Annotated in this window: 19 protein-coding genes; 10 read left to right on the forward strand and 9 right to left on the reverse strand. The window is 70.8% G+C overall.

The window, feature by feature from the left end; all coding sequences use genetic code 11:
- Positions 1–75 precede the first annotated feature (75 nt).
- Positions 76–1,053, forward strand: coding sequence for a LacI family DNA-binding transcriptional regulator (locus ACFVTX_RS05025; protein WP_386898456.1), 978 nt, complete (start codon positions 76–78; stop codon positions 1,051–1,053).
- A 128-nt stretch (positions 1,054–1,181) separates the two neighbouring features.
- On the opposite strand, the gene ACFVTX_RS05030 is transcribed toward ACFVTX_RS05025, so the two are convergent.
- The 4 genes from ACFVTX_RS05030 to ACFVTX_RS05045 all read right to left on the reverse strand — a co-directional run bounded on the left by ACFVTX_RS05030 (position 1,182) and on the right by ACFVTX_RS05045 (position 6,376).
- Positions 1,182–2,951 carry a beta-galactosidase family protein gene (locus ACFVTX_RS05030; protein ID WP_386898457.1) on the reverse strand — a complete coding sequence of 590 codons (1,770 nt, stop codon included), beginning with the start codon at positions 2,949–2,951 and terminating at the stop codon, positions 1,182–1,184.
- Positions 2,952–3,027: 76 nt separating this feature from the next.
- Entirely contained in the window at positions 3,028–4,353 is a 1,326-nt protein-coding gene (locus ACFVTX_RS05035; RefSeq protein WP_386898458.1) for an extracellular solute-binding protein, read from the reverse strand.
- A 98-nt stretch (positions 4,354–4,451) separates the two neighbouring features.
- Complete coding sequence (locus tag ACFVTX_RS05040; RefSeq protein WP_386898459.1) at positions 4,452–5,399, reverse strand: carbohydrate ABC transporter permease; 948 nt, start codon at positions 5,397–5,399, stop codon at positions 4,452–4,454.
- The gene (locus ACFVTX_RS05045; RefSeq protein WP_386898460.1) at positions 5,396–6,376 is read right to left on the reverse strand and encodes a carbohydrate ABC transporter permease; all 981 of its coding nucleotides are present in this window, start codon (positions 6,374–6,376) and stop codon (positions 5,396–5,398) included. Before ACFVTX_RS05045 ends, ACFVTX_RS05040 begins: the two co-directional genes overlap by 4 nt.
- Before the next feature lie 140 nt (positions 6,377–6,516).
- Here ACFVTX_RS05045 and ACFVTX_RS05050 point away from each other — a divergent pair, with 140 nt between their 5' ends.
- Genes ACFVTX_RS05050 through ACFVTX_RS05060 form a run of 3 tightly spaced genes read left to right on the forward strand, consistent with a single transcriptional unit; the run spans position 6,517 to position 11,458 of the window.
- On the forward strand, positions 6,517–8,205 hold the full coding sequence (locus ACFVTX_RS05050; RefSeq protein WP_386898461.1) for a glycoside hydrolase family 13 protein: 1,689 nt from the start codon (positions 6,517–6,519) through the stop codon (positions 8,203–8,205).
- Complete coding sequence (locus ACFVTX_RS05055; RefSeq protein ID WP_386898462.1) at positions 8,202–10,319, forward strand: DUF5054 domain-containing protein; 2,118 nt, start codon at positions 8,202–8,204, stop codon at positions 10,317–10,319. The genes ACFVTX_RS05050 and ACFVTX_RS05055 overlap by 4 nt, the downstream gene beginning before the upstream one ends.
- Positions 10,316–11,458, forward strand: coding sequence for a metallophosphoesterase family protein (locus ACFVTX_RS05060; protein WP_386898463.1), 1,143 nt, complete (start codon positions 10,316–10,318; stop codon positions 11,456–11,458). Before ACFVTX_RS05055 ends, ACFVTX_RS05060 begins: the two co-directional genes overlap by 4 nt.
- A gap of 73 nt (positions 11,459–11,531) precedes the next feature.
- Here the strand turns inward: ACFVTX_RS05060 and ACFVTX_RS05065 are convergent, their stop codons facing one another.
- On the reverse strand, positions 11,532–13,454 hold the full coding sequence (locus ACFVTX_RS05065) for a glycoside hydrolase family 5 protein (RefSeq protein WP_386898464.1): 1,923 nt from the start codon (positions 13,452–13,454) through the stop codon (positions 11,532–11,534).
- Between the two features lie 198 nt (positions 13,455–13,652).
- On the opposite strand from ACFVTX_RS05065, the gene ACFVTX_RS05070 reads away from it, so the two are divergent.
- Both ACFVTX_RS05070 and ACFVTX_RS05075 read left to right on the forward strand, forming a co-directional pair.
- On the forward strand, positions 13,653–13,988 hold the full coding sequence (locus ACFVTX_RS05070) for a DUF3467 domain-containing protein (RefSeq protein WP_386898465.1): 336 nt from the start codon (positions 13,653–13,655) through the stop codon (positions 13,986–13,988).
- A gap of 7 nt (positions 13,989–13,995) precedes the next feature.
- Complete coding sequence (locus ACFVTX_RS05075) at positions 13,996–15,624, forward strand: FAD-dependent oxidoreductase (RefSeq protein WP_386898466.1); 1,629 nt, start codon at positions 13,996–13,998, stop codon at positions 15,622–15,624.
- 24 nt (positions 15,625–15,648) lie between these two features.
- On the opposite strand, the gene ACFVTX_RS05080 is transcribed toward ACFVTX_RS05075, so the two are convergent.
- Positions 15,649–16,662: a PHP domain-containing protein gene (locus ACFVTX_RS05080; protein ID WP_386898467.1), complete on the reverse strand. Its 1,014-nt coding sequence runs from the start codon at positions 16,660–16,662 to the stop codon at positions 15,649–15,651.
- A gap of 130 nt (positions 16,663–16,792) precedes the next feature.
- Between ACFVTX_RS05080 and ACFVTX_RS05085 the strand changes: the two genes are divergently transcribed.
- Entirely contained in the window at positions 16,793–18,238 is a 1,446-nt protein-coding gene (locus ACFVTX_RS05085) for an MFS transporter (RefSeq protein WP_386898468.1), read from the forward strand.
- Positions 18,239–18,420: 182 nt separating this feature from the next.
- Here ACFVTX_RS05085 and ACFVTX_RS05090 read toward each other — a convergent pair whose 3' ends face one another.
- From ACFVTX_RS05090 to ACFVTX_RS05100, 3 genes are all read right to left on the reverse strand, one after another.
- Positions 18,421–19,131 carry a DUF2510 domain-containing protein gene (locus tag ACFVTX_RS05090; RefSeq protein WP_386898469.1) on the reverse strand — a complete coding sequence of 237 codons (711 nt, stop codon included), beginning with the start codon at positions 19,129–19,131 and terminating at the stop codon, positions 18,421–18,423.
- A gap of 89 nt (positions 19,132–19,220) precedes the next feature.
- Entirely contained in the window at positions 19,221–20,264 is a 1,044-nt protein-coding gene (locus ACFVTX_RS05095) for a zinc-dependent alcohol dehydrogenase family protein (RefSeq protein WP_386898470.1), read from the reverse strand.
- Positions 20,265–20,416: 152 nt separating this feature from the next.
- Positions 20,417–20,653: a hypothetical protein gene (locus ACFVTX_RS05100; protein ID WP_386898471.1), complete on the reverse strand. Its 237-nt coding sequence runs from the start codon at positions 20,651–20,653 to the stop codon at positions 20,417–20,419.
- Positions 20,654–20,741: 88 nt separating this feature from the next.
- On the opposite strand from ACFVTX_RS05100, the gene ACFVTX_RS05105 reads away from it, so the two are divergent.
- From ACFVTX_RS05105 to ACFVTX_RS05115, 3 genes are all read left to right on the forward strand, one after another.
- The gene (locus ACFVTX_RS05105) at positions 20,742–21,707 is read left to right on the forward strand and encodes an EamA family transporter (RefSeq protein WP_386898472.1); all 966 of its coding nucleotides are present in this window, start codon (positions 20,742–20,744) and stop codon (positions 21,705–21,707) included.
- Between the two features lie 305 nt (positions 21,708–22,012).
- A complete protein-coding gene (locus tag ACFVTX_RS05110; RefSeq protein WP_386898473.1) occupies positions 22,013–22,648 on the forward strand; it encodes an acyltransferase in 636 nt (211 codons plus the stop codon).
- A gap of 407 nt (positions 22,649–23,055) precedes the next feature.
- The gene (locus ACFVTX_RS05115; RefSeq protein ID WP_386898474.1) at positions 23,056–24,429 is read left to right on the forward strand and encodes a sugar transferase; all 1,374 of its coding nucleotides are present in this window, start codon (positions 23,056–23,058) and stop codon (positions 24,427–24,429) included.
- Positions 24,430–24,431: the final 2 nt, after the last annotated feature.

Here is a 24,431-nt window from a genome sequence, read left to right on the forward strand (position 1 = left end):
ATGACGGTTGAATCGAACATTTTGTCCGGACCCGCGTCGGCGCCCAGGGCACGCGCCTCGATCAACGACGTCGCCATGCATGCCGGGGTCTCGGCGCAGACCGTCTCCCGGGTCGCCAACGGGCAGACGAACGTGCGCCCAGCGACGCGCGACCGCGTGCTCGCCTCGATGCAGGCGCTCGGGTACCGCCCGAACAGCGCCGCCCGCAACCTCAAGTCGGGGCGGTTCCGCAGCATCGGCGTCGTGAGCTTCAATCTCGAGACCCTCGGCAACGAGCGTACGCTCGACGCGATCGCCGTGGCGGCCGCGGCCGCCGGATACACGACGATGCTGCTGCCGGTCGCCGACCCGACCGAGCTCGAGGTCGCAGGGGCCTTCGGCCGCCTCGAAGAACAGGCCGTCGACGGCATCATCCTCATCATGTCGGCCGAGCTCGGCTCGCCCGACGAGCTCAAGCTCACCGCGGGCCTCCCGCTCGTCATCGTCGACTCCGACGCGACGCCGCCGTACACCGTCGTCGACACCGACCAGGAGCAGGGCGCGCGTCTCGCCGTCGAGCACCTGTTCGAGCTCGGCCACCGCGACATCCTGCACGTCGCCGGCCCCGAGAAGTCGTTCTCGGCCCGCCGCCGCAGGGCCGGCTACCTGCGCACCATGGAGGCCGCAGGGCTGCCGACGCGCCCCGTGCTCTTCGGCAACTGGACGGCGAGCTCGGGCCGTGCGCTCGGCGAGGCGATCGTCGCGCAGGCCGAGCCGCCGACCGCGGTGTTCGCCGCGAACGACCAGATGGCGCTCGGGCTGCTGAACGCCTTCCACCGACACGGCTGGCAGGTGCCCGAGTTCATCAGCGTCGTCGGCTTCGACGACGCCGACGACGCCGCCGCGTACTGGCCGTCGCTCACGACCGTGCACCAGCGCTTCGACGAGGTCGGCCGCCGCGCGACGACCGAGCTCATCGCGATGATCGACGGTGAGACCGACGAGCACACCACGAGCCTCATCCCGACGTCGCTCGTCGTGCGCGAGAGCAGCGGCCCCGCACGACGCGGCTGACGCCGCGGGCACCGCGGGGCCAGCGGCCCCGCCCGACGCCGCTGAGGGGGCGCGCAGCGCCCGCACGCCACGAGCGGCGGGCACGCGCGACCTGGTCGGCGTGCCCGCCGCGGTTGACGCGGGCATGCTCAGACCTCGGTGGGCCCGAGCTCGGGGCGGGCGACGAAGCGCACGGTCGCCGTGCGGGCGCCGACCGTCTCGAACACGACGAGCTCGTTCTCGCCCGCACGGAGCACGGGCGCGGGCACGAAGTACGTGCGCTGCGGCCCGCGCGACCAGTAGCGGCCGAGGTTGACGCCGTTGACCCAGATCACGCCCTTCGTGAATCCGGGCAGCTCGAGGTGGAGGCCGGCGGGCTCGTCGAGTGAGAACGTCGCCGCGGCGAACACCGGGCCCGACAGCGCGGCACCGGCGCCGTCCTCGCTCTGCGGCGCCGCGACGAGCGCCGCACGCACCGCCTCGAGGCCGACGTCGTCGAGCCGAACCGGTGCGGCCCGCCACTCGGTGAGCGGCACGCCGTCGAGCGTCGCCGGGCCGATGAGCCCCTTGGGCTCGCCGAGGCGCGGCCCGTAGTTCACGCCGCCCTGGTTCTCCACGAGCAGCGTCAGTTCGCCACGTGCCTCGGCGGGCAGCGGAAGCATCCGCTCGTGCAGCTCTCGATCGAGCGTGCCGAGGAAGGTGCCGTCCAGGAAGACCTGTGCGCGATCGCGCACGCTGCGGAAGGCGAGGAGCCCGCCGTGCTCGATCGTCGTCGAGTACCGCATGAACCCGCGGGTCGACCCGAACTCGGCGGCGGCGGGCAGCCGGTCGAACGACTCCCCCGCCTCGGCCGGCACGTCCCAGATCGCGACGCTGCGGTCGAGGGTCACCTCGAAGGCCGGAGCATCCGTACGCTCGGCCGGAACCTCGTCGGGCACGGGTGCGTACTTCGCGATCACCTCGCGGAAGCGGTGGAACTTCTCGTTCGGCGTGCCGTCCTCCGCGAGGGGCGCGTCGTAGTCGTAGGAGGTCGCGATGGGGCGGAAGGTGCCCTTGTGGTTCGCCCCGTTCGTGAACCCGGGGTTCGTGCCGCCGTGGAACATGTAGATGTTGACGGATGCCCCGGCCGCGAGCAGTTCGTCGAGCTCGCGCGCCGAGTCCTCGGCGCTCGTCACGTGGTGCACCTCGCCCCACGTGTCGAACCAGCCGCACCAGAACTCCGAGCACATGAGCGGGCCGGTCGGCTGGTGGCGTCGCAGCGTCGCGAGCCGCTCGGCCGAGCGCGAACCGAACGAACCGGTGCGGTGCAGCTCGGGGAGGCCGCCGTTCTCGAGCATGTCGTCGTAGGGCTGGTCGACGGTCGTCAGCGGCACGTCGATGCCCTGCTCGCGCGTGATCGCGGTGAGCCGGCGCAGGTACTCCTTGTCGGCGCCGTACGCGCCGTACTCGTTCTCGATCTGCACGAGGATCACGCTGCCGCCGAGGTGGATCTGGCGGGGGCGCACGATCGCGTAGACGGCGTCGAGGTACTCGCCGATGGCCTCGAGGTAGGCGGGGTCGCTCGTGCGCAGCACGAGGTCGGTGTCGGCGACGAGCCACGAGGGCAGGCCGCCGTCGTGCCACTCGGCGCAGATGTAGGGGCCGGGGCGCACGATCGCGTGCATGCCCTCGGCAGCCACGAGGTCGAGGAACCGGGCGAGGTCGAGCCGGCCGGCGGTGTCGAACTCGCCGCGCACCGGCGCGTGCTCGTTCCACGGCACGTAGGTCTCGATGGTGTTCAGGCCCATGAGCCGGGCCTTGCGGATGCGATCGGCCCACAGGTCGGGGTGCACGCGGAAGTAGTGGATGGCTCCGGAGAGCACGCGGTACGGCGCACCGTCGAGGAGGAAGTCGGTGTCACCGATGGAGAAGCTGTGCATGCGCGGATTCCTGGGGTCGTCATGGGACGCGGGGCAGCCGCCGGCCGGCGACTGCCCCGCGAATGATGTTGCGTACTTACTTGTTGACCGAGAAGCCCTGCTCGTTGCCGAACTCGACGAGCGTCTCCTGCCATTCGACGAGCGCGGCGTTCAGGTCGCCGTCCGAGCCGAGCGCCTTGCCGACCGAGTCGGTGAAGACGTTGTTGGCGTAGCCCTGGTAGGGCAGGTACTGCCAACCCTTCAGGACGGACTCCGCCGACAGCGCACCCTGCTGGTTCGCGGGCTGGCCGCCGTACGACTCGTACGCGAAGTCGAGGAACTCGGGGTTCTCGAGGTCGGCGATGGTCGACGGGAAGCCGTTCGCGTTGATCAGCTCGCGGCCCTCACCCTCGGAGAGGTACTTGAGGATGCCGGCTGCCGCGGCCTTGTTCGCGCTCTGCGAGGTGACCGTGAGTGCGCTGCCGCCGTTCTCGGCCGAGGCGGGCTGGCCGTCCCACGAGGGGATCTGCGCGACGCGCCACTTGCCGAGCGTGCCGTAGTCGTTCATGCCGCTGATCATCCAGGAGCCCATCATGAGGGTGCCCAGCTTGTCCTGCGTGAGGGCCTTCGACCACTCGTCCGACCAGGTCGGGACGCCCGAGAGCTCGCCGGCGTGGAGACGGGCGTTCCAGAAGTCCGCGAACTTCTTCGAGCCCTCGTCCTGCAGGTCGATGGTGATGTTCTCACCCTCGGTCTTGAAGGGCTGACCGCCCGATGCCCAGATCATGCTGGTGAAGAAGCCCGCGTCGCCGCTGTTCGCGATGTAGGCCTCGGGGTCGTAGGCGTGGATCGCGGCCGATGCGGCCGCGAAGTCGTCCCACGTGGCGGGCGCCTCGGTGATGCCCGCCTTGTCGTAGAGATCCTTGTTGTAGATCATGACCATGGGGCCCGAGTCCATCGGCATGCCGACGAGCTCGTCCTGCACGTTCACGGCGTTCCACGTCGACGCGGTGAAGGCGTCGGCGTAGTCACCGAGGCCGTAGGGGGTCAGGTCGGCGAGTGCGTCGCCGAGGGCGAGCTGCGGCAGCGTCTGGTACTCGACCGGCATGAGGTCGGGGGCACCCTTGCCCGCCTTGATGGCGTTCTGCAGCTTGGTGACGGCGGCATCGGGGTTCTCGAGCTTCACGACGTCGAAAGTGACGTTCGGGTAGACCTTCGAGATGGCGTCGGCCTGCTCCTGGGTGCTGTCGCTCCAGGTCCACCAGGTGAGCGTGACGTCTTCCTTGAGCGCCGCGTCGGTGTCGGTCGAACCGCTGTCGGTGCTGGAGGCTGCGCCGCTGCAGCCCGCGAGTGCGACGAGCATCGCGCCGGCGCCGACGACGGCTCCGAGTCGCGCCCATCGGCGAGTGATGTGCTGTGCCATTGCTGTGGTGCCTTTCGCTTGGTGTTTCAGTGGGGTGTTTCGGGTGGGTACCGGGAGGTCCAGGAGCGCGACGTACCGGAGGTGCCGGGGGTGCCGGACTACTTCACGCTGCCGGCGGTCAGTCCCGACTGCCAGTAGCGCTGCAGGTAGAGGAAGGCTGCGGTGATCGGGATGACCGTGAGCAGCGAGCCCGTGATGACGAGGTTCGGGATGGGATCGGTGCCGACGCCGCTCGCCTGCGCCGACCATTGGGCGAGACCGAGGGGAAGCGGGTACCAACGCTCGTCGCTCAGCATGATCAGGGGCAGGAAGTAGTTGTTCCAGGTTGCGACGACCGCGAACATCAGGACCGTGATGAGTGCGGGCGCGAGCTGACGCAGCGAGATCTGGAAGAAGATGCGGATCTCGCCTGCACCGTCGAGGCGGGCAGCCTCCATGAGCTCGTCGGGGATCGCCTCGCGGGCGTACACCCAGACCAGGTAGAGCCCGAAGGCACTGACCATCGACGGGATGACGACCGACCACGGCGTGTTCGTGAGGCCGAGGTTGCTGAACAACAGGAACTGCGGCACGGCGAGCACGGACCCCGGGATCGCCATGGCGCCCAGGATGATCGCGAACACCCACTTGCGACCGGGGAAGTTGTACTTGGCGAGCCCGTAGCCGGCCAGGGTCGCCAGCACGGTCGCGCCGCCGGCCCCGAGGACGACGTAGAGCACGGTGTTGCCGAGCCAGCGCATGAAGATGCCGTCGGCGTAGGTGAAGGTATCGACGATGTTCTGGAAGAGTGCGAACTCGCCGCTGAACCAGAATGCGAAGGAGTCGTAGAGCGAGTCCAGCGTCTTCGTCGAGTTCACCACGAGCCACCACAGCGGGAGGACGCAGTAGAGCAGCATCGCGGTCATGAGGATGCCGAGGGTGATGGAGGCGCGCTTGTGCCTGGGGGTGCGTGCCGATCGCTTCGCCACTGCGCGGGGCGGCAGGCTGCCGCTCGCGAGCTTGCTGGGCGCACGGCCGGAGCGGATGCCCGATTCGACGGCGCTCATGCGCTCTTCTCCTTCTTCTCGCCGTTGAGCTGCACGAGGTAGGCGACGACCATGGTGACGATGCCCGAGAGGATCGCGATCGCGGCGGCGTAGTTGAACTGCGAACCGATGAACGACAGGTTGAAGGCGTAGAGGTTCGGGGTGAAGTACGAGGTGATCGAGTTCGGCGCGATGGTCTGCAGGATGGAGGGCTCGTTGAAGAGCTGGAAGCTGCCGATCACCGAGAAGATCGTCGCGATCACGATGGCGCCGCGGATCGACGGGAGCTTGATCGAGAAGATGGTGCGGAACGCTCCCGCACCGTCGATCTCGGCGGCCTCGTAGAGCTCCTGCGGCACCGCCTTCAGTGCGGAGAAGAAGATGAGCATGTTGTAGCCCACGAACTCCCACGTCACGATGTTGCCGATCGACATCATGATCAGGTTCTCGGAGAGCGGAGAGGGCAGCTCGACGCCGAAGAATCGGTTGATGTCGGCCACGAGACCGAACTGCGAGCCGTACATGTAGCCCCAGATCATGACCGCGACGACACCCGGAACGGCGTACGGCAGGAAGATCGAGAGCCGGTAGAACGGCACCCAGCGCAGACGCGCACTGTCGAGGGCGAGCGCGGCGAAGAGCGCGAGGCCGAGCATGATCGGCACCTGAACGAGGAGGAAGATCGTGACGCGCAGCATGGCGTCCCAGAACTTCGGGTCGACGAGGGCCTTGCCGTAGTTCTCGAGCCCGACGAAGGAGTTGCCGCCGATGAGGGTTTCACGGAAGAGGCTCAGGTAGATCGCGTAGAAGAGCGGTGCGATGAGGACGAGCGTGAAGATGAGCATGAACGGCCCGACGAACCACCAGCCCGACCAGTCGCGGCGGTTCTTCTTCCGGTTGCGGCCGGGCGCCTTGGCCGCTGCCGCGGCGGTCGAGAATGCGTAGGTCTCGGTCGACACCCCGGCGGGTGGTTCTGCGTGCACGTGGGCCACGGTCATCTGCGGCCTGCTTCCGCGCCTCGGGTGGGCGACTTCTTCGTCATGCGCGTACGCACTCCTTCGTGAATGTTTGCGTTCCCATTGGAGTATAGGCGAAGATGATGTTTGCGCAAACACACTCCCTCGATCCGAAGGTCACAATGACGTCACGCAGCCCGATAGCCCCCGCTTCGGCACCTGAATCCGGAGATCTGCCGGCATCCCGGCTCGACCCCTCGACGGCCACCCCGAACGCGGATTGGTGGCGCACCGCCACGATCTACCAGATCTACCCGCGGTCCTTCGCCGACGCGAACGGCGACGGCATGGGCGACCTCGCCGGCGTGACCTCGCGCCTCGGCGCACTCCAGGAGCTCGGCATCGACGCGATCTGGCTCTCGCCCTTCTACACCTCACCGCAGCGCGACGCCGGATACGACGTCGCAGACTACTGCGATGTCGATCCGCTCTTCGGCACCCTCGCCGACTTCGACGCGCTCGTCGCCGAGGCGCACGCACGTGACATCCGCGTTATCGCCGACCTCGTGCCGAACCACTCGAGCTCCGAGCACCCCTGGTTCCAGGCCGCGCTCGCGGCCGCACCCGACAGCCCCGAGCGTGCCCGCTACCTCTTCCGCGAGGGCCGCGGCGAGGGCGGCAGCGAGCCGCCGAACAACTGGCGTTCGCACTTCGGCGGGCCCGCCTGGACCCGCGTGGTCGAGGCCGACGGCACGCTCGGCCAGTGGTACCTGCACCTCTTCGACAGCTCGCAGCCCGACTTCGACTGGACCAACGAGGAGGTGCACGACGAGTTCCGGCGCATCCTCCGCTTCTGGCTCGACCGCGGGCTCGACGGCTTCCGCGTCGATGTCGCGAGCAGCCTCGTGAAGGCCGAGGGCCTCCCCGACTTCACTCCGAGCGACGATGACGAGATGCCGCCGTACGACGGCCGGCCGGCCGTGCACGACATCTTCCGCGACTGGCGGCGACTGCTCGACGAGTACCCGGGCGAACGCATCCTCGTCGCCGAGGCCTGGATCAAGCCGCTCGTGCGGCGCGCCGACTGGGTGCGCCCCGACGAGATGCACCAGACCTTCAACGACGTCCTCGACGTCTGGGACGCCGCGCCCCTGCGCGACTCCATCGACGGCGCACTCACGGCATTCGATGCCGTCGGTGCGCCGACGGCCTGGGTCGCCTCGAACCACGACGGCGTCCGCCCCGCCACCGCCCTGATGCTCACGCGTGCCGAGCGCGACGGCGGCCTCGGGCCGCGCACGACCGGCATCCCCGCCTATGACGTGTCCCTCCCCCGGGCACGTGGCATGGCGATGCTCATGCTCGCGCTGCCGGGCTCGGTCTACTTGTACCAGGGCGAGGAGCTCGGCCTGCCCGAGGTCACCGAGATCCCCGATTCGGCACGACAGGATCCGACCTTCTTCCGCACCGAGGGCGAGCAGTACGGGCGAGACGGATGCCGCGTGCCCATCCCGTGGGAATCGGCGGCACCCTCGTACGGGTTCGGCCCGGGCGACGCGTCGTGGCTGCCGCAGCCCGCCATCTGGCGGCGGCTCGCACGCGACCGGCAGGAGACCGACCCCGAGTCGACGCTCAACCTCTACCGGGCGGCGATCTCGCTCCGCCGATCGCTCGGCCTCGACCGGGGCGCCATCGAATGGCTCGACGGCTACCCACCCGAAGTACTCGCATTCCGGAACGGCGACACGATCGTGCTCGCCAACACGAGCACCGAAGAAGTACCGCTCCCCACCGGCGAGGTGCTCCTCGCGAGCGCGCCGATCGAACACAATGTCCTCACCCCCGACACCGCAGTTTGGATTCACGCATGACCTCGACCATCCACGTCGTCTTCAAGACCCACCTCGACCTCGGCTTCACCGACACCGCCGCGAACGTCACCGACCGGTACGTGCACGAGTACCTCCCGCGCGCGATCACCCTCGCCGAAGAGCTCGAGCGACGCGGCGGCGACGCGCGCTTCATCTGGACGACGGGCTCCTGGATGATCCACGAGGCGCTCCGTCTCGGCACCCCCGAAGAGCGCGAGAACCTCGAGCGTGCGATCCGCGCGGGCCACGTGACCTGGCACGCCCTGCCCCTGACGACGCACACCGAGCTCATGGACCCGGGACTCGTCGAGCACGCCATCGCGATCAGCAAGAAGCTCGACGCCCGGTTCGGCCACCGTACGACCGCCGCGAAGATGACGGACGTCCCCGGCCACACGATCGGCCTCGTGCCCTTCCTCGCCCGCGGCGGCATCGAGTACCTGCACCTCGGCGTCAACGGCGCCTCCGCCGTGCCCGAGGTGCCCGAGTTCTTCGTCTGGCGCGCACCCGACGGCAGCGAGGTCGTCGTCAACTACGCGATGAGCTACGGCGCCACCGAGCTCGAGGTCGCGGAGGTGCCGGGCGGCACCGACGCCCTGTACCTCGCGCACACGGGCGACAACTTCGGCCCGCCCCCGGTGGAGGACGTCGAGGCGCTGTTCGCCGAACTCCAGGCGGCCTACCCCGAGGCGCGGGTGATCGCCTCGACGCTCGAGGCGTTCAGCGCCGGAGTCGTGGCGGTGCGCGACAGCCTGCCCGTGCTGGAGCAGGAGATCGGCGACTCGTGGATCCACGGCGTCGCGAGCGACCCCGTGCAGACGGCTCGCCTGCGCGCCCTGCTGCGGCTCCGCGCCGAATGGGTCGCCGCGGGCGAGCTCGTGCCCGGCACCGCCGAGTGCGACGCCTTCAGCGACGGCCTGCTGCTCGTTCCCGAGCACACCTGGGGCGAGGACCTGAAGACCCACCTGCCCGACTACGTGAACTACGAGAAGGCCGACTTCCAGCGCGCCCGCGCGGCCGACGTGATCGACCCCACCAAGAACCCCGATGAGTTCGACGTGTACGCGTGGGCCTACACCGAGCACCCGAACCCGCAGGGCCTGCACTACTCGGCGTTCGAAGCGTCGTGGGCCGAGCAGCGCGCCCACCTCGACCGGGCGCTCGCGGCGCTCTCGCCCGAGCGGCGCGCGGCAGCCGAGTCGGCGATCGCGGCGACCCAGCCGAGCGACGACGACCGGCCCGACGCCCCCAAGGCCGACCGCATCCCGCTCGACCCGACCGCCGAGCACGAGGCCGGCGCCTACCGGGTGCGATTCGGCGCCGACGGCGCCCTCGTCTCGCTCGTCGACGCCGAGGGCACCGAGTGGGCGGGGCCCGAGCACGCCCTCGCCGCCTACCGCTACGAGACCTTCGACGAACGCGACGAGGCCCGCTGGGTCGAGGAGTACTGCCGCGACCTCGAGCAGCACGCGATGTGGGCGATCCCCGACCAGGCGAAGCCCGGGCTCGCGATCGCCGAGACGCTGCCCGCGACGACCTTCGCGCCGCGCGTCGTGTCGGCCGAACGGGTCGGCGGCGGTGCCGAGGGCGACGGTGCCGACACGGTCATCGTGCTGCGGCTCGCCCTCCCCGAGGCCGCGTGCGAGACGTGGGGCGGAGCCCGTGACATCCGGCTCGCGTACCGGTTCCCGGCGGAGCCGGGGCCGATCTCGATCACGCTCGACCTGCGCGACAAGGACGCCTCGCGGCTGCCCGAGGCGGGCTGGCTCGGGTTCCGCCCGCGCGTCGAGCCCGGCGACTGGCGTCTCACGAAGATCGACACGCCCGTCGACCCGCAGGACGTCGTCGTGAACGGCAACCGCAGCCTGCACGCGGTCGCCGAGGTCTCGCACACCGCCGCGGACGCGGGCCGCGCCTTCGCGCTGCGCCCGATCGACTCGGCACTCGTCGCGGTCGGTCGCCCGGCGCTCTATCGCTTCGACAACACCGTGCCCGACCCGAACGACGGCATGCACGTGAACCTGCACAACAATATGTGGGGCACGAACTTCACGATGTGGTTCGACGACGACCTGCGATTCCGCTTCACCCTCGACCTCGGGAGCCGCCGATGACCGACCACGACCGCCTCGTCGCGGGCGACCGGCTCGTGACGAGCCACCCCGTCGTGATGGCCCCCCGCACCGACGGCTTCGAGGTCGTGTGGGGCGTCGGCCGGCTCGCCCGCGGATGGCTCGAGTGGGAGGCGCCCGACGGGCGGACGGGCACGGTCACCGCCGACGCGTTCGGCATGGTGCCGCAGCACGACCGGGTGCTGCGCGTGCGGGTGAGCGGGTGGCCCGCGGGTTCGGCACGTCGCATCCGCGCGGTCACCGAGGCGATCGCCGGCGCTCCTGAGCGCCACGAGAGCGGGTGGAAGACGGTGCGCACGCTCGACGAGGCATCCGCCACCGCGCGCTTCGCCGTTTGGAACGACACCCACGAGCGCGAGGAGACCCTGCGCGCCCTCGACGACGCGACCCCCGAGGTCGACGTCCTCGTCTGGAACGGCGACCTCTGCAACGACTGGAAGGATCCGGCGTCGTTCACCTCGACGGTGCTGAACCCCGCCGGTCGCGACGTGAGCGCGGGCCGCCCGCTCGCGATCGTCGTCGGCAACCACGACGTCCGCGGCACGTGGGCGTACCAGCTCGAGGACTTCGTGGCGACGCCCGAGGGGCGGCCGTTCAGCGCGTTCCGCATCGGGCCGGTCGCGTGCCTCGTGCTGCACACCGGCGAGGACAAGCCCGACGCGCACCCGACCTTCGAGGGCCGGGTCGCGTTCGAACCGCTGCGCGCCGAGCAGGCCGAGTGGCTGCGCGAGGCGACCGCCCGACCCGAGATCCGGGATGCCCCGTACCGGGTCGTGTTCTGCCACATCCCCCTGCGGTGGATCGACGAGAGCCCCGTCGACTACGACGACGAGGGCTACGACTGGTTCAGCCGCATGAGCCGCGACGCATGGCACGACGCCCTCGTCGCGTGGGGTGCGCAGATCGTCGTCTCGGGGCACACGCACTACCGCACGCTCATGCCGGCGACCGGGGAGTTCCCGTACGTGCAGCTCATCAGCGGCGGGCCCGACTTCGAGGTCGACTCCGACGAGGCGGCCGCGTGGATCGAGGGCGTCGCCGACGCCGAGGCGCTCGTGCTGACGCTCCGCGACCTCGACGGGGTGGCGCACCACGAGGTGCGGCTCGCGCCGCTCGCCTGACGACGGCACGACGAAGGGGCCGGGTCGCGATCGCGACCCGGCCCCTTCGTCGTTCAGCGCCGCTGGGCTCGGCTCAGCTCAGCGGCTTGCAGAGCAGCGCGTCGGGCACGCCGCCGTGGTTCCACCGGTAGGTGTAGGCCACACCGGCGATGTACTCGGTGTCCTTGCACTGGCCCTTGTAGCTGCCGGGGGCCCAGTCGCTCGCGGTCGAGCCGCCGCCGGCCGGGCGGTTGTCGCCCTTGTCGAACCAGATCAGGCGACCCTGGCTCGCGGGCAGCGCGGTGGTGCTCGTCGCGCAGACGAGGTTCCACATGGCGGCCTTGGTGCCGCCGCCGGTGCCGAGGCTGTAGCCGACCGCGACCTCGCCGGGGTTGCACTGCAGCTTGTCGTAGCCCGACGCCCAGTCGTTCGTGATGTTGCCCTGCCCGCTCTGCACGCGCGGGTTCGCGGTGGCGATGCCGCCGACGTCGGTGCAGAGCGCCCGGTTGGTGCCGCGTGCGACGCCCTGCAGGCGCTGGGTGTCGGGGCAGGTGCCCTTCCACTGGCCGGGCGACCAGTCGCCGGCCTGCAGCATGCGCAGCGACGACTGGCTGTCGGCGAAGCTGCCGCTGCCGATCATGTTCCAGCGCGGTGCGGATGCCACGGCGCCGGTCTTGCCGTTCGCGTTCACGAGCTTCACCCACTGCGGGTAGCGCCAGTCGTCGGCGATGCTCAGCTTGGTGCCGTCGGGCTTGTAGGCGAGCAGCGCATAGCCGTCGGCGAAGTTGCCCGCGGCGTCGGCCTGCGCGACGAGCGGCCACGCGGCGAAGTCGCTGTCGTTCGCGATGAGGATGTCGGTGAAGTTCGTCCACCAGGCCTTGTCGAGCGCACCGGTGTCGGCGGCGTGGCCGATGCCGAACTCGCTGAACCAGACGGGCGCGGTGTAGTGCTGGCCGGCCGTGTTGACGAACGCCGCGGCCTTCGTCACCTCGGCCGCGAGCTCTGACTTGCTGAGGTCGCGGTAGCGGGCGTCATGGGTCTCGCCGAGCCCGGTCGCGCCCGTGTGCTGCGGCCCGGTGTAGGCGTAGATGTGCGCCGCGTAGACGAGCTTGTTCGTGTTGGGCAGCGCGTTCGAGAGGTTCGCGACGGGCTTCAGGTGGGGGCGATCGTGGTAGAGCCCGTCGAGCGGGATGCCCTGCCAGTTGAGGCCCTCCATGATGACGAGCACGTCGGGGTTCGCCTGCTGGATGGCGACACCGGCCCGCTGGTACGCCTGATAGAGGTCGTGGTCGTCGCCCCATCCCCAGTTGGCATCGTTCAGGATGTCGCGGCGCACCTCGTTGCGGAGGTCCATGCCGACCACGCGGGGGTTGTCGGCGTAGCGCTCGGTGAGCATCACCCAGTCGCTGATCCACTTCTCGGTGGTCTGACTGCTGTTCCACCGCTCGTTGCCGTCGTTCGTGCCGCAGCACCAGCGCGAGGTCGTGGTGTGGTCGTTGAGGATGACGGCGAAGCCGTCGGCGGTGAGCGCCTCGACGACCGCGTCGAACACCTGCAGCGGGGTCTTGCCCCGGAGCTGCGGGTTCGCGGCGACGGCGGCGTCGGAGACGGGTGCGGTCATGCCGAGCATCTCGTTCGAGTACGACAGGCGGATGCTGTTGATGCCGAGACCGTGGAAGTCGCTCATGAGCGTGGCCATGGGCGCCCGGTCGAGGCCCATCGGGATGTCGGAGCTCATGCCGCTGTTGTGGTTGGCGGGGTCGTTCTTGTCGCCGCTGCCCGACCAGTGGCCTTGGGCGCCATCCCAGTTGGCGGACTCGAGCTTGAAGCGGTCGCCGTCGGCGTCGACGATGTAGCGGCCGACGGTGCTGAGCGGCGCCGTCCACGAGGCGGCGAGTTCGGGGCCGGTGAGCGCGACGATCGGCGGCGGCGATTCGGCCTGGGCCGGACTCGCGACGGTGATCGCGAGGGCGGCGGTCGTGAGTGCGACGGCTCCCGCGAGGAGACGACGATGCATGCTGCGAACCTCTCTGTTCGGCCGGGTCGGTGCTGCCGGGGCCTCGGCCGCCGGGTCGCGCGCGCGACGCATCGCGTGCGTGCGATGCCGTCGACCCGGCGCTCGACCTTCGTCAGGCTAGTGGCGGAATCACGCCGATGTCAACGTAAACATGACGTTGCTCTTGTCGTGCCGCTGCGGGTCCGCGAGAATACGGCGATGAGCGACGACCACCTTCCGCGCCACTTCCAGATCGAGCTGCCCGCCGACCGGGCGCAGGGGGTGTTCGCCGACTTCGCACGTGTCTGGCACACGCCGAACGTGTTCGTCATGGACTACGTCGCACTCACCCAGCCGCCAACGACCGTCGAGGACGCCGACGGCTCGCTCGCCGTCACGGTGCCCGGCCAGATCGTCAGCCGGATCCGCATTCCTCCCGAGCAGGTGTTCGAGCTCGCGAAGGCGCTCACCCAGCAGCTCGAGGCGTGGGAGCAGGAGACCGGGCGGAAGCCCCCCGAGAAGCCGATGTTCGGCGGCGGGCACTCGGCGGGCTGAGACCACCGTGATCACGGCCGAACTGCTGCGAGGCGTCCCGGCGTTCGCCGCACTGCCCGAACCGACGCTGGTGTACCTCGCCGGCGCCGTCGAGGACATCCGTCTCGCGCCCGGCGAGTACTTCGCCCACGAGGGCGAGGAGCGCGCGCTGTTCGTCGTCATCGAGGGGCGGGCCGAGATCACGAAGCTCGTGAACGGCGAGGAGCGGGTGATCGGCACCCGCTCGCCCGGCCGGTTCTTCGGCGAGGTCCCGATGACCCTGAGCACGCCGTTCCCGGCGAGCGGCCGCGCCGCCGAGGCATCCAGAATCGTCAAGCTGGATGTCACGGTGTACTACACGCTCGCGGCGATGGCCCCGAACGTGCCCGCGCTCGTGGCGGGCCTCGCCCGGCGCTACCTCGACTCCCTGCAGGCGATCGCCGCGGAGCAGCGCACGAGCGAGGTGCGCGTGATCGGGCCCCGGCAGGACCCGGGGGTGCACGCGGTCGCGACCTTCCTCACCCGCAACCAGATCGCGTTCAGGCGCATCGTGGTGGAGGCGGGCGAGGACGGCGGGGCGTACCCGGTCGTCGAGCTCGTGGGCGGCGAGCGGCTCGTCGCCCCGACGATGCGGCAGGTCGCGACCGCCGTGGGGCTCGACGTCGAACCCGCGGCGAGCGCGTACGACGTCGTCATCCTCGGCGCGGGCCCCGCTGGGCTCACCGCGGCGGTGAACGCGGCGGCCGAAGGGCTTCGCACGATCGTGATCGAGGCGCTCGCGCCGGGCGGGCAGGCGGGCACCTCGACGCGCATCGAGAACTACACGGGGTTCCCCTTCGGCATCTCGGGCGACGACCTCGCGAGCCGTGCGCTCAAGCAGGCCGGCCGGCTCGGCGCCGAGATCGTCGTGACCCGGACGGTCGAGGCGATCGACCCGGTGAACCGCGAGGTCCGCCTCGACGGCGGCACCGTGCTGCGCACCGCGCTCGTCGTCATCGCGACGGGCGTCGACTGGCGCACCCTGCCCGTCGACGGCGTCGACCGCTTCCTCGGCAACGGCGTCTACTACGGGGCCGCGCGCAGCGACTCGGCGATCGCGCAGGGCGCCGACGTCTGCATCGTCGGCGCGGGCAACTCGGCCGGGCAGGCGGCGCTGTTCTTCGCGCGGCACGCCCGCTCGGTCACGATGCTGGTGCGCGGCGACTCGCTCGAGGCGAGCATGTCGCGCTATCTCATCGACCAGCTCGCACAGCACGAGAGCATCCGGGTCGAGACCCGCAGCGAACTCGTCGCACTGCACGGCGACGGCGGACTCGACGGGGTCGATGTGGCGCATCGCACGAACGGCACCACCGCCCGACGCGACTGCCAGGTGGTCTTCGTCATGATCGGCGCGGATGCCTCGACCGGCTGGTTGCCCGAGACGATCGCCCGCGACGAGCACGGCTTCGTGCTGACCGGCGCCGAGGCGGCCGAGACCGGCGCGTGGCCGCTCTCACGCCGCCCGTTCGCGCTGGAGACGAGCGCACCCGGCGTCTTCGCGATCGGCGACGTGCGGTCGGGCTCGGTGAAGCGCGTCGCCGCCGGCGTCGGCGAGGGCGGCATGGCCATCGCGTACGCCCACCGATATCTGGCGTTGCAGCCCGAGACCGACTGACCGGCACCTCCCTGCTGGCAGGCTCTACCTGCTCGCCCACTCGAGCAGCCGCTCGACCGGCCACGTCGTGACGATCCGCTCGGCGGGCACCCCGGCCGCGGCGGCACGAGCGGCGCCGAGCTCGAGGAAGGAGAGGTGCCCGGGCGCGTGCGCATCGCTGTCGATCGAGAACAGGCAGCCCTCGTCGAGCGCGATCGCGATGAGCTCGTCGGGCGGGTCCTGCCGCTCGGGACGCGAGTTGATCTCGACGGCGACGTCGTGCTCGGCGCACGCCGCGAACACGGCCTCGGCGTCGAACTCCGACTGGGGCCGTGTGCCGCGCGACCCTTCGACGAGCCGCCCCGTGCAGTGCCCCAGCACGTTGAGGTGCGGGTCGGCGATGGCGCGGAGCATCCGCTCGGTCATCTCGCGACGCTCCATGCGGAGCTTCGAATGCACGCTGCCGACCACCACGTCGAGCCGGCCGAGCATCTCGGGCGTCTGATCGAGCGCGCCGTCCAGGAGGATGTCGACCTCGATGCCGCGCAGCAGCCGTATGCCGGGCACCCGTGCCTGCACCTCGTCGATGAGCGACTGCTGCTCGGTGAGCCGCTCGGCGCTGAGCCCGTTCGCGACCCGCAGGCTCGGCGAGTGATCGGTGACCGCGAGGTACTCGAGGCCGAGCGCCTCGGCGGCGCGCGCCATCACCTCGAGGCTCGTCGTGCCGTCCGACCATTCGGTATGGCTGTGCAGGTCGCCGCGGAGCTCGGCCCGCAGCCCTTCCACCTCGCCCGTCGGTGAGAGCCCGGCGCTCGACCGCAGCGCCGCGAGCCGCTCGGGCACCCCGCCTGCGACCGCCTCCGCGATGACGGCGAGACTCGAGTCGCCGATGCCGGGCGTCCGCTTCAGCCGCCCGTCGGCGACACGATCTGCGACCTCCTCGGGCGAGAGCCCGCGGATCGCCTCGGCCGCCTTCCGGAACGCCTTCGACTTGAACGCCGACGCGCGATCGCGCTCGAGGAGGAAGGCGACCTCCTCGAGGGCTGCGACCGGATCCATGCCCCCATTGTGACGCGGCGCGCCCCGCGCCGCGAGGGGTCGCGCGCCGACCGGGGTTGACAGCGGCATCCGAACCTCGGTATATCTATACCCCCTAGGGGTATTCAGATCGAGAGAAGGAAGCAGACCAATGTCCAGCCCAACCACCCCGGCGCGACGCCGGTGGCTCGGCCTCGCACTCATCGCCGCGGCCCAGTTCGTCGTCATCATGGACACGTCGATCATCGGCGTCGCCCTGCCCGACATCCAGCGAGAACTCGGCTTCACGCCCGAATCGCTCTCGTGGGTGTTCAACGCCTACGTCGTCGCCTTCGGCGGACTGCTGCTGCTCGGCGGGCGCCTCTCCGACGTGTTCGGCGCACGCCGGGTGTTCATCGCCGGCTGGGTGACCCTGGCGCTCGGCTCCGTGCTCGCCGGCGCCGCGACGAACGTCGGCCTCGAGATCGCCGGACGCGCCGTGCAGGGCGCCGGCGCCGCGCTCATCGCCCCCGCCGCCCTGACCCTGCTCATGGTGCTCTTCGGCGGCACCCCCGAACTCCCACGCGCCTTCGCCGTGTACGGCGCCGCCGCACCGATCGGCGGCACGGCCGGCGTGTTCCTCGGCGGCGTGCTCACCGAGTACGCGAGCTGGCCGTGGGTGTTCTACGTGACCGTGCCGATCGCGGCCCTCGTGCTCGTGCTCACGCCGCTCGCGCTGCCCGCCGTGCGCGGCGGACGCGGCTCGGTCGACGTGGTCGGCGCGATCACCGCGACCGCGGGCCTCGCGGCCGTCGTCTACGGGGTCGTGCGCGCACCCGAGGTCGGCTGGGCCTCGCTCGAGACGATCACGGCACTCGTCGCCGGAGCCGCGCTGCTCATCGCCTTCTTCGTGATCCAGGCGCGCAGCCGGCAGCCGCTGCTGCGGCTCGGCATCCTCCGCGCCCCGCAGCTCGGTGCGGCGAACCTCGCGCAGCTCCTGCTCGGCGCGGCGTGGGTGCCGATGTGGTTCTTCCTGAACCTCTACCTGCAGCAGGTGCTCGGCGCGGGCGCGTTCGCCTCGGGTGCAGCGCTCCTGCCCATGACCGCACTCATCGTCGTCGGCATGGTCGCGCTCGCGCCGCGCCTGCAGGCCCGGTTCGGTGCCAAGCCGCTCATCGTGACGGGGTTCGCCCTGCTCGGCGTCGGCCTCGGATGGCTCGCCCTCGCTCGCCCCGACGGCAGCTACGCCGCCGACGTGCTGCCCGCATCACTCGTCGCCGCTCTGGGTATGGCACTCGCCTTCGTGCCCTCGCTCGGCACCGCGATCGGCGCGGCCCGGCCCGAGGAGACGGGCGTCGCCTCGGGGCTCGTGAACACGAGCTACCAGATCGGGTCGGCCGTCGGGCTCGCGGTGCTCACCGCGGTCGGCGCGGCCGTCACCGCCGGCGGTTCGGATGCCACGGCGCTGACGAGCGGGTTCTCGGCGGCGTTCCTCGGGGCAGGGGCGATCGCACTCGTCGGGCTCGTCGCCGCGGCGGCCCTGCTGCGCGGGGCGCGCCCGATGGCGACGCCGGGCGATGCTCCGACCGAGGCGGTCACGGAGCCGGTGGACGCCTGAGCTCGGCGCCCGTCGAGGCGAGACGACACGACACGACGCCCGCACCGGGTCACCCGGTCGCGGGCGTCGCGCGCCTGCCGATCAGGTCGAGCGGCCGCCGCCGCGGACCGAGTCGGCGACGTATGCTCCCGCGATCGCCTCGCTATGCGCCCGGTCGCCGTGGAACGAGGTGTGCGGGGCGGTCAGTACAGACTCCCCTGCTCGTAGGCGGTCTCGAACGCCATCATCATGAAGATCGCGAACCACGCGATGGCCCCGACCATGATCACGACCGTGACCGCGATCGCGACCCACATCGGCGCCATGCCCCGCCCTGACCGACGCTTCACGACGACGCTGCGGCCGATCACGTAGACGAGCGAGGTGAAGAGGGCGAAGAACGCCCACGCCCAGTGGAACGGACGCTCGAACCCGCGCTTGACCAGTTCGCGCCGATCGAAGTACGCGAACAGCACGATGAGGGCGGCGATCGCCCAGCCCGACAGCGAGCTCACGACGTACCAGGGGTCGGAGTACACGGCGAGCTGCGCCGCCGGAGACGACGAGTACGCCGCGTCCACGCTCAGTTCGAGGATCCGCCGCCAGTCAATGAGGAGGAACGGCACGAAGCCGAGCGCCGGCAGCGCGACGATGAGCCAGATCCAGACCGTCGAGGTCGGCGTCGCCGCGTCGACCGTCGACACCGTCGGCTGACCGTACGGCAGGGGCTGCTGCGGCGGCTGCGGCGCGTATTGGCCGTACGCCGGCTGCTGCTGCACGGGCTGGGGCGCGGGCGGCGGCGGCGCGAGCGGCGTCGAGTACTCCGTCCACTGCGTGCCGTCCCACCAGCGCTGGCCCTCGGCGCCGCTCGGTTCGGGATACCAGCCGGCGGGGGCCGTGCGGGGGTCGCTCATCGTTGCTCCTGTCGGGTCGAGACCTCATCGTATGGTGCAGGGACGATGGGCGGGAAGGGACCCATGCGGCGTGACGGCCGCTCGCCGCGCTACAGCTCGACGACCGTCATCCCGGAGCCCGACGCCCCGGCCGTGCCCATCGCGATGAGGGCGTCGGGCACCTCGTCGAGGGTGATGCGCCGGCCGACGAGCTCGATCGGGCGGAAGTCGCCGGAGGCGACGGCGCCGAGCATCGAGGGGTACTCGTGCGCGGCCATGCCGTGGCTGCCGAGGATCTCGAGCTCCCCCGCGATGACCGCGTCCATCGGCATCGCCGAGAGGGCGGAGTCGCCGACCATGAGTCCGATCTGCACGTGCCGGCCGCGCTTCTTCAGGCTCCTCACCGAGGCGAACGAGGTCTGGCTCGAGCCGAACGCGTCGACCGAGACATCCACCCCGCCGCCGGAGGCCTCGATGATGCGCTCGGCGGCACCCTCGCCGCCCTGCACCGGGATCGCGCCGAGCTTCGCCGCCGCGGCGAGCGCGGCCTCCGAGACGTCCACGCCGAAGACCTCGACGCCGGCGGCGACGGCGATCATGATCGCCGAGAGACCGACACCGCCGCAGCCGTGCACGGCGATGCGCTCACCGGGTGCGAGGCGGCTGCGCGAGACGATCGCACGGTAGGCGGTCGCGAAGCGGCACCCGAGGGAGGCGGCTTCGACGAAACCGAGGGAGTCGGGCAGGCGGATGAGGTTGAGTTCGGCCTCGTCGATGGCGACGAGCTCGGCGAAGGAGCCCCAGTGGGTGAAGCCCGGCTGCGACTGGTGGTCGCACACCTGCTCGTTGCCCGAGTGGCATTCGGCGCAGCGCCCGCAGGCGCAGATGAACGGGGCGGTGACGCGGTCGCCCACCTGCCAACCGCTCTCGGGCGACACCTCCGAGCCGAGCGCGGCGATCTCGCCGGCGAACTCGTGGCCGGGCACGTGCGGCAGGGCGACGCCCTCGTCGTGGCCCATCCAGGCGTGCCAGTCGCTGCGGCAGACCCCGGTGGCGCGCACGCGGACGACGGCGCCGCGCGGCGGGCAGGCGGGTTCGGGGACCTCGGCCAGTTCGGGCCTGGCGCCGAATTCGGTGAAGAGCACGGCGCGCACGGGGGTCCTCTCGGGTCAGGCGGGCCCGTCGGGTCGGGCCGGGATGCCGCGTGACCGGGCGGCCCCCTCACCGCACCGCGTTCGCGACATCCGTGAGCCTACCGGCACCGCGGCCGAACACGGCACGCGCGCAACCGTCGGCGCCGCCCCGCCTAGGGCCGTGGGCAGGTGAAGTAGGTGGGCGTCGAGGCGTCGCCGCGCTTGATGTCGTGGCCGGCCATCGGCGCCGAGCAGATGGGGCAGATCGGGTTCTCCGGCGGGACGTACGGCGCTTCGGTCACGCCGATGCCGATGCCCACCTCCGCCGGGCCCGTGATCGGGTAGATCGCAGCACTCAACCGATTCCAGAAACCGGGGCGGCCCTTGTAGGGGTTCATCGTGCTGCTCATGATCTACAGTGTACTGACAATTAGTGCACTAATCAATATTCGTCCCCTCGGCAGTCGTGGTCCCGGGCAGATTGTGTAACAATTCTCCATGCGCTTCGTGATCGCCGTTCTCCTCGCCTCGGTGTGCTTCGGCACCACCGGCACGGCGCAGGCGCTCGGCCCCGAGGCCGATCCCGCCTCGCTCGGCGCGGCTCGGCTCGTCATCGGCGGCGGAGTGCTCGGTGCGCTCGCACTCGCCCTTCGACTCGGTCGGCGACGCGACGCGGACGGGACACCCGTCGCGTCGCCGACCGGTACCACGGCGCATCCGCTCATCACCCTGCTGCTCGTCGCAGCCGGCGCCGCCGGCGTCCTCGCCTACCAACCCGCCTTCTTCGCCGGCACCGCGGCGAACGGCGTCGCCATCGGCACCGTCGTCGCCCTCGGCTCGGCGCCCGTGCTCACGGGCGCGCTCGACTGGGCCCTCCGACGCCGCTACCCAGGGCACCGCTGGGCGGTCGCCACCGCGATCGCGACCGCCGGCGTCGCGGTCATCGCCGCGGCGAGCGGCCCCGCCGGCGCGGGAGCCGCCCTCTCGGCCGAGCCGCTGGGCCTGCTCGCCTCGCTCGGCGCCGGCGCCTCGTATGCGGTCTACACCCTGGCCGCGAAGGGGCTCATCGACCGCGGTTGGAGCGCCACCGGCAGCATGGGCGCCCTCTTCGGCACCGGCGCGGTCTTCGCGCTCCCCCTGCTCATCGCGACGGATGCCTCGTGGCTCGCGCAGCCCGCGGGGCTCGCGATGGCGCTCTGGCTGGGACTCGTGACGGTGACCGTCGCCTACCTCCTCTTCGGGCACGGCCTCACCGGCCTCGCTCCCGCGACCGTCTCGACGCTGACGCTCGCCGAACCGCTGACGGCGGGCGTCCTCGGTGTCGCCGTGCTCGGCGAAGCGCTCACAGCGGGTGCGACGCTCGGGCTCGTCGTGCTGGCCGCCGGCATCGTCGTGCTCGCCACGGGTGGCGCACGGTCGCCCTCGACCTCGATGCCGCCGCCAGCGCCCGTCGCCACGCGGTGACGCGAGGAACGACGTCCGCCGGCGCGTGACCCTCCCCCTCGACGCTGATCGCACCGGCGACTCCGGACGCGCATGGCGAGACACGTACGACATCGCCCGGACTTCCTCGGAACGGCCCTCGCGCACCGCGGTCGGCAGCGGTGCTCCCCCTGACTGGGGGAAGCACCTCCGGTGCAACTGCAGGTAGCGTGAGCACGAGCACGGCGGCGGCGCCCTCCGCCGCACCCGCCAGGGCTCCTCGCCGGCCCCGATCCGCTCGGCCGGTGGTGAATCGGATCACCCGTCGTCGATGGGAGTGCGCTGAAATGACCGCCACCTCCCCACCACCGCATTCCGACGCCGACCCGCCCGTCACCGTCGCCGCGAGCGCGCAGATCGACCCGACGGCGAACATCGGCGACGGAACTCGGATCTGGCATCTGTCGCAGCTTCGGGAGCACACCGTCGTCGGCGCGGACTGCATCATCGGTCGCGCCGTGTACATCGGCCCAGGCGTCGTCATCGGCGACCGATGCAAGCTCCAGAACTTCGCGCTCGTCTACGAGCCGGCCGTCCTCGAGGACGGCGTTTTCGTCGGCCCGGCAGTCGTGTTCACGAATGACGAGTACCCGAGGGCCGTGAATCCCGACGGGAGCCTGAAGTCGTCCGACGACTGGCAGCCCGTGGGTGTCACCGTGCGCGAAGGAGCGTCGATCGGCGCTCGGGCGGTCTGCATCGCCCCGGTGACCATCGGCCGCTGGGCACTGGTCGCCGCGGGTTCTGTCGTCACGAAAGACGTCCCGGCGCACGCGCTCGTCGTCGGAGCGCCCGCTCGCCGGGTCGGATGGGTCGGCAAGGCGGGCGTTCCACTGGTCGAGGGGCCGAAGGGGCGCTGGACGTGCCCGCGAACCGGAGACGGGTACGTGGAGGTCGACGGCGTACTGAACGAGCAGCTCCACTGACGCGCTCGGGGTCGGGGACGCCCCATTCCGAGGGAACCCCGAACGGGGGCTTCTGCAAACATTCGGCCGCTCGTATCGTCGGCTACAGAGAACGAGTATTCCTCATTAATGCTGACGTCGAGAACGACTGCGAGGCGATGATGCGGGAGGCCCGTTCTCCTCGCCCCGGTCGAGAAGCCGCATTTCTGTGATGCGACGATTCGACGCTACCCGCACCCGACATCAGCTTCGCCTACCCGAAAAGCAGGTTGAGACCTGTGAGCAGCTCGCTTCGACGACGGATCATCCCGCCACTCCCCCCGGACTCCGCTCGCGCGCTCGTCCTGCCGCTGCCCCGGCTTCGCCGGGTCAGCACGGAACCGGCCGGGCAGGTCGTCTGGGACCACCGCATCCGCATCCGCCTCGCGATGACCGATGCAGCGGTGATCGTCGGAAGCGTCGGCGCCGCGATCCTCGCCGCCCGCCTCCTCGAACCGCGAGCCGCCGCATCCCTGCCGACGTCCGGCCTCATCGCGGCGTTCACCGTCGCCGTCTGGGCCGCGTTCATCACCGCCGCGCACACCCGAGACGATCGAGTGCTCGGGGTCGGGGCATCGGAGTACCGCCGGGTCGCGAACTCCACGGCTCTCGCCTTCGGGCTGCTCGCATTCGTCTTCGTCACCGTCCGGGTCGAGGTCGCACGTCCGTTCGTCCTCGTCGCGCTGCCGATCGGACTCTTCGGCCTCCTGCTCGACCGATGGCTCTGGCGCAAGTGGCTGCTCCGTCAGCGGAAGCACGGCGACTACCTCTCCCGTGCGATCGTCGTGGGGGCGCCCTGCGAGGTCGCCTACGTGGCACGACAGATCCTCGATCGTTCCGGCGCCGGCTATCAGGTCGTCGGCGCAGCCGTCGACGCTCCGGAGCTGGCGTTCATCGAAGCCGGGGACGAGCGCGTCCCGATCGTCGCAGGGCTCGGGGAGGTCGCGCAGAGCGTCCGGGACCTCGAGATCGACGCCGTCATCCTCGCCGGCCTCGAGCGCCACGAAGACGACTACGTCCGCCGGCTCAGCTGGCAGCTCGAGGGGACCAGTGCCCAGCTCGTGCTGTCGAGCAGGCTGACGGACGTCGCCGGCCCGCGCATCCACTTCCGCCCGATCGACGGCCTGCCCCTCATCCAGGTCGAGATCCCCCATTTCGACGGCGGCAAGCACGCACTCAAGCGCGGCTTCGACATCGTCGCGGCCTCCCTCGGGCTCATCGCCATCTCTCCACTGCTGATCGCGATCGCGATCGCGATCAAGCTCGACAGCCGGGGCCCGATCCTCTACGTGCAGGAGCGCATCGGCCGTGACGGCCAGGCGTTCCGACTGCTGAAGTTCCGCTCGATGATTCCCGACGCCGACCGCGTGCGGACCTCGCTCCTCGAGCAGAACGACGCCGCCGGCCTGCTGTTCAAGGTGAAGGACGACCCGAGGGTCACCAGGACCGGCCGGTTCCTACGCCGGCATTCGCTCGACGAGCTGCCGCAGCTCTGGAATGTGGTTCGGGGCGACATGAGCATGGTCGGGCCGAGGCCGCCGCTCGCCGCGGAGGTCCACGAGTACGCCGACCACGTGCGCCGCCGCCTGCTCATCAAACCCGGGCTCACCGGTCTCTGGCAGGTCAGCGGGCGGTCGGACCTCGATTGGGACGAGAGCGTTCGGCTCGACCTCTACTACGTCGAGAACTGGTCCCTCACCGGTGACCTCATGCTCATCTGGCGGACGATCCGCGTCGTCGTCCGGCCCGTCGGCGCGTACTGAGC

The sequence above is a fragment of the Agromyces sp. NPDC058136 genome, assembly GCF_042884375.1.
Classification (GTDB): Bacteria; Actinomycetota; Actinomycetes; order Actinomycetales; family Microbacteriaceae; genus Agromyces.